Raw genomic sequence first — 15,762 nt, 5'->3', positions numbered from 1 at the left:
GTCGGCCGCCGATGAAGGTACCCACCCTGCGGGGTCTCCGGCACCCCATGGGACACCTCTTCCCCGTGCACCTCACGAAGTGGCCGGGCCCGCAGGGGACGAAGCGCGACAAAGGGGGCGCGGGGACGTGCCCGCGCCCTCGCGCTCAGCCGGAGGTCGGCATCTCGGCGAGCCGCCGGGCCAGGGTCTTGACCATGCCGGTGCGCCAGCCCTCGGCGAGGGGAGCGGACAGCGGATCGGGGAAGATCTCCTCCTCGTCCTTCTCCACCCCGTCGAGGACGGCCCGCGCCACGGACGCGGGGGACGCCTTGGGGACGTGGATCTCCCGGGTCATGTCCGTGTCCACCGGCCCGGTCATCACCGCGAGGACCCGCACGCCCCGCGCCGCGAGCAGCACGCGCAGCGACTGCGTGAGGGAGAAGGCGGCGGCCTTGGAGGCGGAGTAGGCGGGCAGCAGCGGCAGCGGCGCGAAGCCGTTCACCGAGAGGTTGTTGACGATGGCGCCCTGCGCCGCCTCCAGGTGCGGCAGGAACGCCTGCGTCACCTCGTAGGTGCCGTAGAGGTTGACGGCGAGGTGGCGTTCGAGGGCGCCCCGGTCGTCGAGGACGTCGGGGAGGGCGACTCCGGCGTTGTTGACGAGGATGTCCAGCGTGCCGACCTGTTCGGCGGCCTCCCGCACCTGCGCCGGGTCGGTCACGTCCAGGGTGAGGGGCGTGACACGCGGGTCGGGATGCGCCAGGGGCTGCCGCGTTCCGGCGTAGACCCTGACCGCGCCCCTGGTCAGGGCCTCCTCGACGAGGGCCCGGCCGATGCCGCGGTTCCCCCCGGTGATCAGTACCGCGCTGCCCGTGATGGTGGTCATGGCGACGTTCTCCTTGGCTGTCGTTCGTGCCGGCCGCCCGCGGGACGGCCTCGTGGTGCGGTCGTTGGTTGAGACACGGCCGCCGGCACGAAGTCACCGATGACTTTCCGGGCCGGGCGGTGTCCTCACGACAGGAGGCCGGAGGAGGCGCAGCGATGACGCACGGCGCGAGGGCGACGACGGGCGCGGGCGCGAGGGCGACGACGGGCGCGGGCGCGAGGGCGACGACGGGCGCGGGCGCGAGGGCGACGACTGGCGCGGGCGCGGTGGCGACCGCGAGGACGACCGCGAGGACGACCACGGTGAGGACCGCGAGGACGGCAGTGGTGACGACAACGGTGACGGCAAATGTGACGGTGAGCGGATCGGCGCTGGAGCGGGCCCGGGCGGGCGACGGGGACGCGTTCCGGGACCTCACCGAGCCGTACCGGCGCGAGTTGCACCTGCACTGCTACCGCATGCTCGGCTCGGTGCAGGACGCGGAGGACGCCGTCCAGGAGACGCTGCTGGCGGCGTGGCGCGGGCTCGAGGGGTTCCAGGAGCGGTCGTCGGTGCGCGCCTGGCTGTACCGGATCGCGACCAACCGCTGCCTGAACGTGCTGCGTGCCGCCGGGCGCCGCCCGCGGACGGCGTCCACGGAACCCGGCGCCCGGGCGCCGTCGGATCTGGGGCTGTCGGATCTGCGACCGTCGGACCTGCCCCCGGTGCTGCCGGAACCGACCCGGCGCTCGGAGCCGCCGCGGTACGAGCCGTACCCGGACGCGCTGCTGGCGGAGCTGCCGGACGCCGCGCCCGGGCCGGAGGCTCGCTACGAGACGCGGGAGTCGCTGGCGCTGGCGTTCGTGGCCGGGTTGCAGCGGCTGCCGGCGCGGCAGCGCGCGGTGCTGGTGCTGCGGGACGTGCTGGGGTTCCGCGCGGCCGAGGTCGCGGACCTGCTGGACGTCTCCGGTGTGTCGGTGAACAGCGCGCTGCAGCGGGCCCGCGCCACGCTGGACGGGAACCTGCCGCCGCGCGGCCGGGACGCGCTGCCGCTGCCGCGGTCGGCGCGGGAACGGGAGATCGCCGAGCGGTTCGCGGCGGCCGTGGAGGGCTCCGACATCGACGGGCTGCTCGCGCTGCTGACCGGCGACGCGTGGCTGACGATGCCGCCGGAGCCGCTGGCATACCAGGGCCGCGCGGCCATCGCGCGGTTCTACCAGGCGCTGCCGTGGTGGGGCGGCCGGTCGTTGCGGCTGCTGCCGACCCGGGCGAACGGCAGTCCTGCGTTCGGCTGTTACCTGCGCGCGGCGGGCAGCTCCGGCGCGGACCCGTACGGCCTGGTGGTGCTGACGCTGACGGGCGATGGGATCAGCGCGGTCACCCGTTTCGGCGACCCCGCCCTGCTCCCCCGCTTCGGCCTGCCCGACCGGCTGCCCGGCTGAGAAGGGACCCTCCCCGGCGGGCTTCCCCGCGCGGACAGACCTTCGGCACCGATGTCCGGACAGACCTCCGGACAGACGTCCGGGCCGGCCCCCGCGCAGGGGCCGGCCCGGAGTCAGACGGTCATGCTCAGACCAGGTCGAACCGGTCGAGGTTCATCGTCTTGTCCCACGCGGCGACGAAGTCGCGGACGAACTTCTCCTTCGCGTCGTCGCTCGCGTAGACCTCGGCGACCGCCCGCAGCTCGGAGTTCGAGCCGAAGACCAGGTCGGCACGCGTGCCGGTCCACTTGACCTCGCCGGTGGCCAGGTCGCGGCCCTCGAAGACGGCCTGGTCCTCGGAGACCGAGGTCCAGGCGGTGCCCAGGTCGAGCAGGTTGACGAAGAAGTCGTTCGTCAGCACGCCCGGGGTCGCGGTGAGGACGCCGTGCTTGGACTGCTGGTAGTTGGCGCCCAGCACGCGCAGGCCGCCGACCAGGACGGTCATCTCGGGGGCGCTCAGCGTCAGCAGGTTCGCCCGGTCGACGAGCAGGTACTCGGCCGGGAGCCGGGTGCCCTTGCCGACGTAGTTGCGGAAGCCGTCCCACAGGGGCTCCAGCGCGGCGAACGACTCGACGTCGGTCTGGTCCTGCGCGGCGTCGGTGCGGCCCGCGGTGAACGGCACCTCGACCTCGACACCGGCGTCCTTGGCGGCCTTCTCCACACCGGCGGCACCGGCCAGCACGATCAGGTCGGCCAGCGAGATCCGCTTGCCGCCGGACTGCGCGGAGTTGAAGGTCTCCTGGATGCCCTCCAGGGTGCGCAGCACGACCGCGAGCTGGTCGGGCTCGTTGACCTCCCAGCCGATCTGCGGCTGCAGGCGGATGCGGGCGCCGTTGGCACCGCCGCGCTTGTCGCTGCCGCGGAAGGAGGACGCGGAGGCCCAGGCGGTGGAGACGAGCTGGGACACCGACAGGCCGGAGGCGAGCACCTGCTCCTTGAGGGCGGCCACGTCCGCGGCGTCGACCAGCGCGTGGTCGACGGCCGGCAGCGGGTCCTGCCAGATCAGCGTCTCGGCGGGGACCTCGGGGCCGAGGTAGCGGGCGACCGGGCCCATGTCGCGGTGGGTCAGCTTGAACCAGGCGCGGGCGAAGGCGTCCGCGAACTCGGCCGGGTTCTCCTTGAAGCGCCGCGAGATCTGCTCGTACGCCGGGTCGAAGCGCAGCGACAGGTCGGTGGTCAGCATGGTCGGCTGGTGGGTCCTGGACGGGTCGTGCGCGTCCGGGACGGTGCCGGCGCCGGCGCCGTCCTTCGGCCGCCACTGGTGGGCGCCTGCCGGGCTCTGGAAGAGCTCCCACTCGTAGCCGAAGAGGATCTCGAAGAAGCTGTTGTCCCAGGTGGTGGGCGTGTCCGTCCAGATGCCCTCGAGGCCGGAGGTGATGGTGTCGCCGCCCTTGCCGGTGCCGTGGGCGTTCTTCCAGCCCAGGCCCTGCTGCTCGATCGGGGCGCCCTCGGGCTCGACGCCGACCTGGTCGGCGGGGCCGGCTCCGTGGGTCTTGCCGAAGGTGTGGCCGCCGGCGATCAGCGCGACGGTCTCCTCGTCGTTCATCGCCATGCGGCGGAACGTCTCACGGATGTCGCGGGCCGCGGCGATCGGGTCCGGGTTGCCGTTGGGGCCTTCGGGGTTGACGTAGATCAGGCCCATCTGGACGGCGCCGAGCGGGTTCTCCAGCTCGCGGTCGCCGCTGTAGCGCTCGTCACCGAGCCAGGTGGTCTCCGGGCCCCAGTAGACGTCGTCCTCGGGCTCCCACACGTCGGCGCGGCCGCCGGCGAAGCCGAAGGTCTCGAAGCCCATGGATTCCAGGGCCACGTTGCCGGCCAGGATCATCAGGTCGGCCCAGGACAGCGCGTTGCCGTACTTCTTCTTGACCGGCCACAGCAGACGGCGGGCCTTGTCGAGGTTGCCGTTGTCCGGCCAGCTGTTGAGGGGCGCGAACCGCTGCTGGCCGGCCCCGGCGCCGCCGCGGCCGTCGCTGATGCGGTAGGTGCCGGCGCTGTGCCAGGCCATCCGGATGATCAGCGGGCCGTAGTGGCCGAAGTCCGCGGGCCACCAGTCCTGCGAGGTGGTGAGCACCCCGGCGATGTCCTGCTTGACCGCGGGGAGGTCGAGGGTCTGGAACGCGGCGGCGTAGTCGAAGTCCTCACCGAGCGGGTTGGCCACGGCGGGGTTCTTCGCGAGGATCCTCAGGTTGAGCCGCTCCGGCCACCATCCGCGGTTCCCGCCTCCCTGCGTGGGGTGCGGCGCGCGACCGTGCGCGACCGGGCAACGGCTGCCCTCGTCGGTCGTCACGGGTGCGACGTGGTTGTCGTTGTTCTCGGACATCGGGAATCCTTCCGGACCTGGCGGATGACGTGCTCAGGAATGCGGGTGGCGGCCTGCTCCCGCCGTCCCCGCCGCGTCGCCGCCCCCGCCGCGCCGTACGCGGGGGCCGGACCGCGGCCGGGGGCGGCCGGAGTTCCTTCTGTCTCTTGGCTACCACCAGAAGCGATCCTACGATGGACGGAGTCCAAGTCAAGAAGGACGCCAAACGCATAACCTGTCGGGTTCCGGACCAGCACTGATACTGTTCCGGTGTCCCACCAAGCCGAAGGTGAACCGATATGAGCGACCTGCTGGAACGACTGCGCGGGCGCGGCTGGCGGATGACCTCCCAGCGGCGTGTCGTGGCCGAGGTCCTCGACGGCGACCACGTGCACCTGACCGCGGACGAGGTGCACGCCCGCGCGGCCGCTCGGCTGCCCGAGATCTCCCGGGCCACCGTCTACAACACGCTCGGCGAACTGGTCGTGCTCGGCGAGGTCAGCGAGGTCGCCACGGACGGGCGCGCCAAGCGGTACGACCCGAACGGGCACACGCCGCACCAGCACCTGGTGTGCTCGGGGTGCGGCAGCATCCGCGACGTCCGGCCGACCGGGAACCTGCTGGCCGGCCTGCCGCAGGAGGAACGGTTCGGTTTCACGCTCTCGGCGGTCGAGGTGACGTACCGGGGGCTGTGCCCCGACTGCGCCTGAGGCGCGGGACAGGGGCCTGGCGCAGCCGGAGAGAGAAACGCAACAGGGCCGGCCCTCCGCGAAGGGCCGGCCCTGTCCGTCCGTGCCTGGCTCAGCGTTCCGGCCGTGACTAGCTCAGCGCGAACTTCTGCGCCGCGCTGCCGTTGCAGTCCCAGATCTGCAGCCGGGTGCCGTTGGCGGTCGCGCCGTTCGGCGAGTCCAGGCAGCGGCCCGACTGCGGGTTGACCAGCGAACCGTCCGACTGCTGGTTCCAGACCTGGCCGCCCGCGCCGTCGCAGTCCCACAGCTCGACCTGCGTGCCGTTCGCGGTGCCGTTGCCGTTGATGTCCAGGCACCTGCCGAGCGTGGCCAGCGTGCCGTTGCCGTTGTGGAACCAGTGCTGGTCCACAGCGTAGGACTGGCAGTCCCAGAGCTGGACGGCCTTGCCGTTGCCGCCGACGTCGTCACCGTCCACGTCGAGGCACTTGGCGCCGGGCCCGGCGACGGGAGCGCCGCCGTTCACGCTGAACTTCTGCGCGCCGCTGCCGTTGCAGTCCCAGATCTGCAGCCGCGTGCCGTTGGCCGTCGCGCCGCTCGGCGAGTCCAGGCAGCGGCCCGACTGCGGGTTGAAGAGCGAACCGTCGGAACGCTGCACCCACTTCTGCCCGCCGACGCCGTTGCAGTCCCACAGCTCGACCTGCGTGCCGTTCGCGGTGCCGTTGCCGTTGATGTCCAGGCACCTGCCGATGGTGCTCAGCGAGCTGTTGGCGTTGTGCTGCCAGTGCTGGTCCTCGGCGTAGGACTGGCAGTTCCAGAGCTGGACGGCGGTGCCGTTGGTGCCGGTGTCGTCGGCGGCGACGTCCACGCACTGGCCTCCGGGGCCGGTGACGGTGCCCTGCGGGCCGTTGGGGACGTTCGTCTCACCGGCGTAGCCCACCGAGACGACGTTGGCCTGGACGGCGTTGTCCGCGGCGTCGGTCGGGTAGCCCGCGACCATCACGCCCTCGAAGAAGGTGCCCATGTTGCGGTTGCTGTTGTCGCCGCCAGTGCCCAGGATGATGCCGCCCTCCTGCTGCATCGGCCGGTAGCCGCCGCGGGTCGGCAGCCCGCCACTCCACCAGGTGGACAGCCCGCCCGACTGGGAGTTGCCGCCCTTGATGGCGTACGTCGTCTGGCCGTTGTTCTTCAGCATCGCGGTCACATACGGGCTGTTGTTCCCCTGGTTCGCGGTGTTGGAGCCGTTGTCGCCCTGGAACATGCCGTTCTCCATGTCCGCCTCGACCCACGGGCCGGAGCCGGTGCACGGCGCGAAGTAGCAGGTCGTGGCGATGGAGACGGCATCCATGTGGCCGTTGCCGGTGTCGGAGGGGGTGCGCTCGGCGTTGCCGTAGTCGAAGCAGCAGTCCGAGCCGACGTGGGTGCCGCTGGCCACCATGTAGGCGCCCTCCGGCTGGCCGTTGACGGCGACGCCGGAGGCCACACCGGTGTAGCGGTAACCCACACCCGGCGAGATCCAGATGCCGTACACCTTGTGGCCGCCCGCGGAGACGGCGATCTCGCTCGCGTCGGCGCCGCGGTCCACGCCGCCGGCGGTGCCGGCCGGGCCCGGGAGCAGGTCGTTGTGCCGCGAGGTCTGGTCGTAGACCTTGCTGATGCGGCACGTGGTGTTCTGACAGAAGCCGTCCTGCTGACCGGCGTTGGCATACCCGCCGGCGGAGAGCAGGCCGATGTCGGACGTCGCGCCGTCCGAGGCGCGGGTGACCTGGTACAGGGGTCCGTTGTACGAGGAGAAGAGCGCGCGGGTGGTGCTGTGCGCGGCGACGCACGGGGTGCCGGCGGCGCCGTAGATGTCGCACGGGAGCGAGCCGGCCGCCTGCGAGGCGGCAGGCAGGCTGATGAACACTCCGAGGACGAGGGTGAGGGCCGCCAGGGCCGACAGCAGGACGCTCCGGATCCGGAGGGCCGGTGCCACGGGGCCGCCCGGCTGGGCGGGCACGGCGGCACGTCTCGTTCTGCGCATGGTGTGCTCCTGAGAAGGTGGGGGAAGGGAGCTTCGACTCATCGATGCGGCAGCTGAGTTCAGGCTGGTGGGCGACCGGCTCGGAAATTACGCGTGCGGTCGGCGCGCGTCAATATTTGTTGCTTTATTTTGCTGAGAGCGGGGCCAAGGGTGTCTGGTTCCGTGGGTTTTCGTTGTGGTGGGGCCTGGTGCTGCCTTCCCCTGGTGTGTGGGTCCCCCCGGCTTGGGCCTGCTCCGGCTCCCGGGCTGCCCCCGGGTGCGCATTCCCGCCCCTCCGCCCGGTGGTGGGTTGCTCGCGCTGGGGGCACCTCCCGGACGAAGTCTTGGGGACCTCGCGCCCCTGGCGGGGCTTGCTCGGTTTCTGGTGGCGGGGCCAGTCCGGGAGCACCTCCTCGGACTTGTGCGTGCGCCGTTCTTCCGTCTGGCTATGCGGGCGGATGCACAAGTCCTGCGGGGGCATTCCCTCCCCGTCCCCTCCGGCCGGACCCCGGCTGCCGGGGATGTTGTGGGCGGGGCTGGACCGAGGTCAGTAGTGCCAGTGGGGGCGGCCGGATTCGATGCCGCAGGTGATGCGGCGGCCCTGGGCGTCGGTCGTGGAGCTGCCGAGATCGCTGTTCCGGCAGAACTGGCCCGCGCGGTAGCAGTTCCCCGCGTTCGAGCGGATGCTGCACAGCGTGGTCCGGGCGGGGGCTGTGGTGCGAGGTGCGGCCGGCCGCGTGGTCCTGTGTGTGGGCGCGGGAGTGGTTGGCGCGTGCGTGACCGGGCGGTGCGTGGGCGGTGTGGTCCGCGGGGCGTGGGTCGCGGTCGGTGAGGTAGCCGCGGGGGCGGACGTCGTCGCGGAGTGCGCGGGCGACGGCGTCGTGGTGCTGGGGCTCGGGCTCGTCGTAATGCTCGTGGGTGTACTGGACGCCGCATCCTGCGTCTGGCCTGTTCCACAGGCTCCGAGGGCGAGGGTGGCGGCGGTTGCGACGAGTGCCGCGGCTATTCGACTGCGCATCATGCGCGCACGCTATCCGCCCGACCGGGCGGGCATGACGGAAGGACCCGAGTTACGCATCGTGTTGGACACCCTGTCCGGCAACTGCCTGATATGCGGCTCCGCCACGGAGTGCGCTATGGGTCCGGAGTGCCCCCCGAGTGCGCATCGCCGTCCTCCGCCCGGTGGTGGGCTACTCGCGCAGTTCCCCGCGCGCCCCTTCGGGCTCCGGGGTGCCCCCTGGGGTTCTTTGCCGTCTCACGGTTCGCCCTGGCTGTTCGCGCCGCTCTTCGCGCCCCTGACGGGGCTTGCCCTGGAACGAGGTGGACAGGGGTACCCCTGTACGGCCCCTGCGGCACTCGTTACTGCCAGGGGGTGGGGAGGAAGTGCTCCCCGCAAGGACTTGTGCATCCGCCCGCCCAGCCCCTTCGTCACAAGGGTCACGCACAAGTCCGAGGAGACGCTTCCGGACTGCCCCCAACGTGTGGACGAACGGCAAGCGATAACAGGGGCGCGGGGTCCCCCAGACTTCGTCCGGGCGGTGCCCCCAGCGCGAGCAACCCACCACCGGGCGGAGAGTCGGCAACGCACCGCAAGGGGCAGGACAAGCCCCGTCAGGGGTGCCGGGCGTTCAGCCCCGGGTGCGGGCCGCCGGCCGGTCGTACCGCCGCCCCCGCTTGACGACAAGCACCACACTGTCGAGGTGCCCGATCTCCTCCATCGGGTCACGGGCCAGCACCACCAGATTCGCCAGCTTCCCCTCCTCCACCGACCCCGTCTCCCCCTCCACCCCCAAACTCCGCGCCCCCACCAACGTCGCACTGTGCAGCGCCTGTTCGACGGAGAACCCGCACCTGCGGACGAGGAACGCGATCTCCTCGTGCAGCGGCGGCCACGGCTGCCCGGGGTCCGGGTCGCAGTCGGTGCCGGCACTCACCTGCACCCCCGCCCGGCGCGCCTGCGCCGTCAACGCGGCGGCCAGCTCACCGTTCTCCCGCGCCCGCCGCTCCCCCTCCGCGTCACCCCGCCCCGCGGCCTCCCCCGCGATCCGCCCCCACATGCTCGCCGTCGCGTCGAGAATCGTGCCCTGCCGGACCATCGCGCGCAGCAGCGCCTCGATGCGCGGCTCGTCCCCCGCGAGGAAGCGCGTGTGGTCGACCGGCGGCTTGTCGCCGTACGTCGTCAGGGCGCGACCGGCGGCCTCGTGCACCAGCAGGTTGACGTGCGAGACGCTGTCGACGCCCGCCGCCACGACCTCGCCGGGCGACGCGGGGAAGACCGCCGCGTGCGCCCACACCATCGCGCCCTGCCGGTGCGCCTCGCCGGTGATGGCGGCGACGCGTTCGCCGGACAGGTCGGCGTACACCTTGATCGCGGTCGCCGAGGTGCCGAGCGCCCGGGCGACGGCCAGCGGGAGGTCGGTGTCCGCGGTGACGGCCTGCATCCACGGCGTGTGGCCGGGCGTGGCTCCCTGGCACACCTGCCAGGTGCGCGGGTCGTCGAAGAAGCCGGGTCCGGCGGTCAGGGCCGCGTACCGGATGTCGGGCGCCGCGATCTCGCCGACCAGCGCGGCCCGGGCGAGGTCGCCGACCTGCCGCAGGTCGTCCGCCATGTCGCGGACCGCGGTGACGCCGCCGAGCAGGTCGCGCCGCAGGGTGGCCTCGGCGACCGGGCGGTTGGGCGGGGTGGCCATGTGCTGGTGGGAGTCGATCAGTCCGGGGAGGAGGACGTGGCCGGTCAGGTCCACGACGTCGGCGCCGGGATGGTCCCCGGGGCCGACCTCCGCGTCGGGGGCCACCCGCAGGATCCGTTCGCCGTCCACGACGACCGTGGTGGCCGGGCGCGGCGGGGCGCCCGTGCCGTCGATCAGCGTGGCGCCGCGGAGGACGGCGAGCGTGCCGGGGGCCGGCGGCGCGAACGGCGCCGGGGCGGGGACGGGTTCGGTCACCGGGCCTGCCTCTTCCTGCACGAGGTGCTGGACGTTCCTGCACGGGTTCTCGAGCGCGCCGCGACGATCACCGGGCGGTGGGCCCGCGCCCCACGACCAGGAGCCGGGACACCGGGAGCCGGTCACCCGAACCCCGAACCCGACCCCGAACCCGCATCCGGAATCTACCGCGAGCCCGCGGCCGCCAGGAGCGCGGCTCGTCTGTCCGGGGTGAGCACATCGACGGGGAGGGCGGGGTCGCTCAGCAGACCGTGGATCACCCGCGCCTGCTCGGCGAACACGGCCCGGCACCGGGCGCGTTCGGGATGGTCGGCCTCCCTCCCCCGCATCAGCACGGCGATGTCGCTGTCCTCGTCCACCGGGTGCGTCAACTCCGCGGCCAGCCAGAGGAGTTCGATCAGGTCGGCGCGAACGGTGACGTCGGGCGTGGCCGCGAGCCGGATCAGGAAGGGCAGGGCGAGCGGCAGCACCGCAGCGGCGTTGAAGAGGTCGTCCATCAGCACGTTCTCCAGGACGCGCAGCGCCTCGGCGGCGGCGGTCTCGTCGAGGAGGGCGCTCAGCAGCTCGGGAACGCCGGTTCAGCCGACATCGCCCCACGGCACGTCGGCGCACCCGCGCAGGGCGGGATGCCCGCCCCCGTCCGGCCGCACGGCCGGGCGGCTACGCACGAACTCCGTCACGGCCGCCTGCCGGACAGCCCCGTCGATACGGCACATCTCTTCCCCCTCCGCGGCGGCGTCCCCGCCACCGGCCCCGATCGCGGGCCGCGACGTTCTCTCGCGCCCGGTCAAGACTCTCGCGCCCGGTCAAGACCGGCCCCCGGCGTCGCATGCGGTCAGGGCGCGGTTCATGCTGGGCGCATGAGCTCGTCAGGTCTGCGCTTCGGCGCCAATTACACCCCCAGCCAGGGCTGGTTCCATCACTGGCTGGACTTTGACATCGATGCCATCCGCGCCGATCTCGACTCGATCGCCGCGCTGGGACTCGACCACGTTCGGGTGTTCCCGCTGTGGCCGCTGTTCCAGCCGAACCGCACGCTGATCCGGCCGCGCGCCGTCGAGCAGCTCGTGGAACTGGCCGACGCCGCGGCCGAACGCGGCCTGGACGTCAACGTGGACGGCCTCCAGGGCCACCTGTCCAGCTTCGACTTCCTGCCCGCCTGGACCGGCACCTGGCACCGCCGCAACATCTTCACCGACCCGGACGTCGTCGAGGCCCAGGCCACCTACCTGCGCACGCTCGCGGCCGCCCTCGCCGACCGGCCCAACTTCCTGGGCATGACGATCGGCAACGAGATCAACCAGTTCTCCGGCCCGCCGCACCCCGACCCGGACCCGATCACCGAGGACCAGGCCGCCGCCTGGCTGCGCCGGCTGCTCGCCGCGTGCGAGGAGGGCGCCCCGGGGCGCCCGCACCTGCACGCCGAGTACGACGCCGCCTGGTACCAGGACGGCCACGCCTTCACGCCCGCGCACTCGGCGACCCTCGGCGCGGTGACCGCCGTGCACAGCTGGGTGTTCAACGGCACCGCGCAGCGGCACGGCCGCACCGGCACCGCGACCGAGCACCACGCCGCGTACATGATCGAGCTGTCGAAGGCGTGGGCGGACGACCCGCACCGCCCGGTGTGGCTGCAGGAGGTCGGCGCGCCGGCCCCGCTGATCCCCGCGGAGCACGCCGCGGCCTTCACCGAGGCGACCGTCGCGAACGCCCTGGACTGCCAGGACGTCTGGGGTGTCACCTGGTGGTGCTCGCACGACGTCTCGCGGTCGCTCGCTGACTTCCCCGAGCTGGAGTACTCCCTCGGCCTGCTCACCAACGACCGCCAGGTGAAGCCCGCGGGCGAGTCGATCCGGCGGATCGTCGCGGAGTGGCGCGACCGCCCGTACCGCCCGGCCGTGCGCACCACCGCGCTGGTCGTGGACGACCCCGACCGTACGGCGTGCGCGCCGGGCGGCGCCTTCTTCGAGGCGTTCGCGCGGCTCACCGCGGACGGCGCCCGGCCCACCGCGGTGCTCGCCGCCCGCGCCGAGGACGAGGAGCACCTCGCCGCCCGCGGCATCACGGAGGTCGTCCGCCCGGCGGACGTCGGATAGGCCCCCCGGCAACCGCATCAGGTACCACCCCCGCCCGCTCACCCTCCAGCCCCGGGAGCGCCCTCATGCATGACGACCGCCGCCTGGTCGAAGCCCGTCTCAAGCGTGTTCTGGACGAACGGATCCGGCCCGCCGTCCACCCCGCGTCGGTGCCGCTGGACGTCGCGGTGTGGACCGCGCCGGGTGAGCCGGTGCCCGTCGCGGAGGGGCTGGCGCGGCCGGTCGTGCCGGTGGCGGCCGGCGACCGCTGGGGCGCGCCGTGGGGCACGAGCTGGTTCCGGGTGTCGGGCACGGTCCCGGCGTCCTGGGCGGGCCGGACCGTGGAGGCCGTCCTGGACCTGGGGTTCGACCCGAACATGACCGGGTTCCAGTGCGAGGGCCTGGTGTACCGGCCGGACGGCACGCCGGTGAAGGGCCTCAACCCGCGTAACCAGTGGGTGCCCGTGGCGTCGCCCGCGGCGGGCGGCGAGGAGGTGCTGCTGCACATCGAGGCGGCGTCGAACCCGGTGCTGCTGGACTACCACCCGTTCCTGCCGACCCGGCTCGGCGACAAGGAGACGGCGGGCGGCGAACCGCAGTACCGGCTGGGCCGGACGGACCTGGTGGTCGTCGACGAGACGGTCTGGGAACTGGTCCAGGACCTGGAGGTGCTGGGCGAGTTGATGGCCGAGCTTCCGGTGGACGGCGCGCGGCGGCACGAGATCCTGCGGGCCGTCGGCCGCGCGCTGGACGCGGTCGACCTGCAGGACGTCAACGCCACGGCGGCGGCCGCCCGCGCCGAACTGGCCGGCGTGCTGGCCGCGCCCGCCGCCGCGACGGTCCACCGGATCAGCGCGGTCGGCCACGCGCACATCGACTCGGCGTGGCTGTGGCCGCTGCGCGAGACCGTCCGCAAGGTGGCAAGGACCACGGCCAGCATGACCGCGTTGCTGGCCGACCACCCGGAGTTCGTGTTCGCGATGTCGCAGGCGCAGCAGTTCGCCTGGATCAAGGAGCACCGGCCGGAGGTGTACGCGCGGGTCAAGGAGGCGGTCGCGGAGGGCCGGTTCGTGCCGGCCGGCGGCATGTGGGTCGAGTCGGACACCAACATGCCGGGCTCGGAGGCGATGGCCCGGCAGTTCGTGCACGGCAAGCGCTTCTTCCTCGACGAGTTCGGCGTGGAGAACGAGGAGGCGTGGCTGCCCGACACCTTCGGCTTCGCCGCGGGCCTGCCGCAGATCATCAAGGCGGCAGGGTCGAAGTGGCTGCTGACGCAGAAGATCTCGTGGAGCGCGGTCAACTCCTTCCCGCACCACACCTTCCGCTGGGAGGGCATCGACGGCACGCGGATCTTCACGCACTTCCCGCCGGTCGACACCTACAACTGCGCGATGCAGGGCAGCGAGATCGCCCACGCGGCGCGCAACTTCAAGGAGAAGGGCGCCGCCCGGCACTCGCTCGCCCCGACCGGGTACGGCGACGGCGGCGGTGGCACGACCCGCGAGATCGTGGCGAAGGCGGCGCGGCTGCGGAACCTGGAGGGCTCGGCCACCGTCCACTGGGAGTCGCCGGCCGAGTTCTTCACCCGCGCCGAGGCGGAGTACCCGCAACCGCCGGTGTGGGTGGGCGAGTTGTATCTGGAGCTGCACCGGGCCACGCTGACCAGCCAGGCGCAGACCAAGCAGGGCAACCGGCGCAGTGAACACCTGTTGTACGAGGCCGAGTTGTGGGCGGCCACGGCGGCGGTGCGGACGGGCGCCGCGTACCCGTACGAGCGGCTGGACCGGATCTGGAAGACGGTGCTGCTGCACCAGTTCCACGACATCCTGCCGGGGTCGTCGATCGCCTGGGTGCACCGCGAGGCGCGCCGCACCTACGCGGCGGTCGCCGAGGAGCTGACGGAGATCATCACCGAGGCGCAGCGGGCGCTGGCCGGGGACCCGTCGGGCGGGCTGGCGCTGGTGTTCAACGCGGCGCCGCACGCTCGTGACGGCGTCGCGGCGGGTGCGGCGGCGGCGGTGGATGCCGCGGCCGCCGCGGAACCCGCCGTGCTCACGCCCCGCGAGGGCGGCGGGTTCGTCCTGGCCAACGGGCTGCTGCGGGTCGAGGTGGACGGCCGCGGTCTGGTGGTCTCCGCGTACGACGTCGCGGCCGACCGTGAGACCGTCGCCCCCGGCCTCGCCGCCAACCTGCTCCAGCTCCACCCGGACTTCCCCAACATGTGGGACGCCTGGGACGTCGACGCCTTCTACCGCAACACCGTCACCGACCTGACCGGGCTCGACGAACTGGCGCCCGTGGACGGGGAGGAGGCCGCCGGCGCCCCCGCGGCCGTCCGCGTGGTCCGCGGCTTCGGATCCTCCCGCGTGACCCAGGTGCTGTCGCTGCGGCCGGGCGCCAAGCGGCTGGACATCGCCACCGAGGTGGACTGGCACGAGACGGAGAAGTTCCTGAAGCTGGCCTTCCCGCTGGACGTGCACGCCGAACGGTACGCGTCCGAGACGCAGTTCGGGCACGTGCACCGTCCCACGCACACCAACACTTCATGGGAGGCGGCCAAGTTCGAGGCATGCAACCACCGGTTCGTGTACGTCGAGGAGCCGGGATGGGGCGTCGCGCTGGTCAACGACTCGACGTACGGGCACGACGTGACGCGGACGGTCAGGGACGGCAACGACGGCCGCCCGGGTTCCGGGTACGGTGCCGGCGCCGAGGCCGACCGGGCGGTTCGGGCCGACCGGGCCGCCCAGGCCGACCAGGCCGACCGGGCGGTCCGCGCCGACGGGGGGACGACGACCACCGTGCGGGCGTCGCTGCTGCGGGCCCCGCGCTTCCCCGACCCCGAGACCGACCAGGGCGTCCACCGCTTCCGGCACGCACTGGTGCCCGGCGCCGGGATCGGCGACGCGGTGGCCGAGGGATACCGCGTCAACCTGCCCGAGCGCCACGTGCGGGGCTCGCGCGAGGTGGCGCCGCTGGTGGCCGTGGACGACGACGCGGTCGTGGTCAGCGCGGTCAAGCTGGCGGACGACGCGAGCGGGGACGTCGTCGTGCGGCTGTACGAGTCGCGCGGCGGCCGGGCGCGGGCCCGGGTGTCGCTGGGCTTCCCGGCGGCCGGCGTGGAGGTCACCGACCTGCTGGAGCGCGCCCTGGCCGACGCGCCCCGGCGTCCCGAGATCGAGGACGGCACCGTCCAACTGGCCCTGCGGCCGTTCCAGTTGGTGACGCTGCGGTTCCGCCGCGGCTGAGGCAGGACCCGGGTCCCCTCGCCCGGGGCGGGCCCGGGCCCGAACCGCGGTGCCGGGGCCGGAGGTCCCGGCGCCCTGCGGTCAGCCGTGCGGTGCCGTCCGCCCTGTGAACCCGCAGGCCGGGCGGGGCCGCGGGCATGGCACCATCGGGCTGCCCGAACACACGTCCCGGCGCTGCGACCCGG

9 protein-coding genes are annotated in these 15,762 nt (G+C 73.1%); 4 read left to right on the top strand and 5 right to left on the bottom strand.

Annotation, left to right across the window (positions count from 1 at the left end; translation table 11 throughout):
- Positions 1-145 precede the first annotated feature (145 nt).
- Positions 146-862: an SDR family NAD(P)-dependent oxidoreductase gene (locus tag K7862_RS18290; RefSeq protein WP_222963724.1), complete on the bottom strand. Its 717-nt coding sequence runs from the start codon at positions 860-862 to the stop codon at positions 146-148.
- Positions 863-1,188: 326 nt separating this feature from the next.
- On the opposite strand from K7862_RS18290, the gene K7862_RS18285 reads away from it, so the two are divergent.
- Positions 1,189-2,283, top strand: a complete 1,095-nt coding sequence (locus K7862_RS18285; RefSeq protein ID WP_308012051.1) for a sigma-70 family RNA polymerase sigma factor — start codon at positions 1,189-1,191, stop codon at positions 2,281-2,283.
- A 127-nt stretch (positions 2,284-2,410) separates the two neighbouring features.
- Here K7862_RS18285 and katG read toward each other — a convergent pair whose 3' ends face one another.
- Positions 2,411-4,642: a catalase/peroxidase HPI gene (gene katG, locus K7862_RS18280; protein ID WP_222963720.1), complete on the bottom strand. Its 2,232-nt coding sequence runs from the start codon at positions 4,640-4,642 to the stop codon at positions 2,411-2,413.
- Between the two features lie 278 nt (positions 4,643-4,920).
- On the opposite strand from katG, the gene K7862_RS18275 reads away from it, so the two are divergent.
- Positions 4,921-5,331: a Fur family transcriptional regulator gene (locus K7862_RS18275; protein ID WP_222963718.1), complete on the top strand. Its 411-nt coding sequence runs from the start codon at positions 4,921-4,923 to the stop codon at positions 5,329-5,331.
- A 109-nt stretch (positions 5,332-5,440) separates the two neighbouring features.
- Here K7862_RS18275 and K7862_RS18270 read toward each other — a convergent pair whose 3' ends face one another.
- The 3 genes from K7862_RS18270 to K7862_RS18260 form a co-directional block, all read right to left on the bottom strand.
- Positions 5,441-7,330, bottom strand: a complete 1,890-nt coding sequence (locus K7862_RS18270; RefSeq protein WP_222963716.1) for an arabinofuranosidase catalytic domain-containing protein — start codon at positions 7,328-7,330, stop codon at positions 5,441-5,443.
- Positions 7,331-8,937: 1,607 nt separating this feature from the next.
- Positions 8,938-10,254, bottom strand: a complete 1,317-nt coding sequence (locus K7862_RS18265) for an amidohydrolase family protein (protein ID WP_222963714.1) — start codon at positions 10,252-10,254, stop codon at positions 8,938-8,940.
- A gap of 164 nt (positions 10,255-10,418) precedes the next feature.
- Positions 10,419-10,751: a hypothetical protein gene (locus K7862_RS18260; protein ID WP_222963712.1), complete on the bottom strand. Its 333-nt coding sequence runs from the start codon at positions 10,749-10,751 to the stop codon at positions 10,419-10,421.
- 363 nt (positions 10,752-11,114) lie between these two features.
- Here K7862_RS18260 and K7862_RS18255 point away from each other — a divergent pair, with 363 nt between their 5' ends.
- Both K7862_RS18255 and K7862_RS18250 read left to right on the top strand, forming a co-directional pair.
- Positions 11,115-12,350, top strand: a complete 1,236-nt coding sequence (locus K7862_RS18255; RefSeq protein ID WP_222963710.1) for a glycoside hydrolase 5 family protein — start codon at positions 11,115-11,117, stop codon at positions 12,348-12,350.
- 65 nt (positions 12,351-12,415) lie between these two features.
- On the top strand, positions 12,416-15,577 hold the full coding sequence (locus tag K7862_RS18250) for an alpha-mannosidase (protein WP_262413375.1): 3,162 nt from the start codon (positions 12,416-12,418) through the stop codon (positions 15,575-15,577).
- The last annotated feature ends 185 nt before the right edge of the window (positions 15,578-15,762 follow it).

This window comes from Actinacidiphila acidipaludis, from assembly GCF_019890725.1.
Classification (GTDB): domain Bacteria; phylum Actinomycetota; class Actinomycetes; order Streptomycetales; family Streptomycetaceae; genus Actinacidiphila; species Actinacidiphila acidipaludis.
This window is presented reverse-complemented; position numbering and strand designations above follow the sequence as displayed.

Coding starts and splice junctions, on each gene's coding strand:
- K7862_RS18290 (WP_222963724.1), bottom strand. CDS start 862: ATGACCACCATCACGGGCAGCGCGGTACTGATCACCGGGGGGAACCGC.
- katG (WP_222963720.1), bottom strand. CDS start 4,642: ATGTCCGAGAACAACGACAACCACGTCGCACCCGTGACGACCGACGAG.
- K7862_RS18275 (WP_222963718.1), top strand. CDS start 4,921: ATGAGCGACCTGCTGGAACGACTGCGCGGGCGCGGCTGGCGGATGACC.
- K7862_RS18270 (WP_222963716.1), bottom strand. CDS start 7,330: ATGCGCAGAACGAGACGTGCCGCCGTGCCCGCCCAGCCGGGCGGCCCC.
- K7862_RS18260 (WP_222963712.1), bottom strand. CDS start 10,751: ATGGACGACCTCTTCAACGCCGCTGCGGTGCTGCCGCTCGCCCTGCCC.
- K7862_RS18255 (WP_222963710.1), top strand. CDS start 11,115: ATGAGCTCGTCAGGTCTGCGCTTCGGCGCCAATTACACCCCCAGCCAG.
- K7862_RS18250 (WP_262413375.1), top strand. CDS start 12,416: ATGCATGACGACCGCCGCCTGGTCGAAGCCCGTCTCAAGCGTGTTCTG.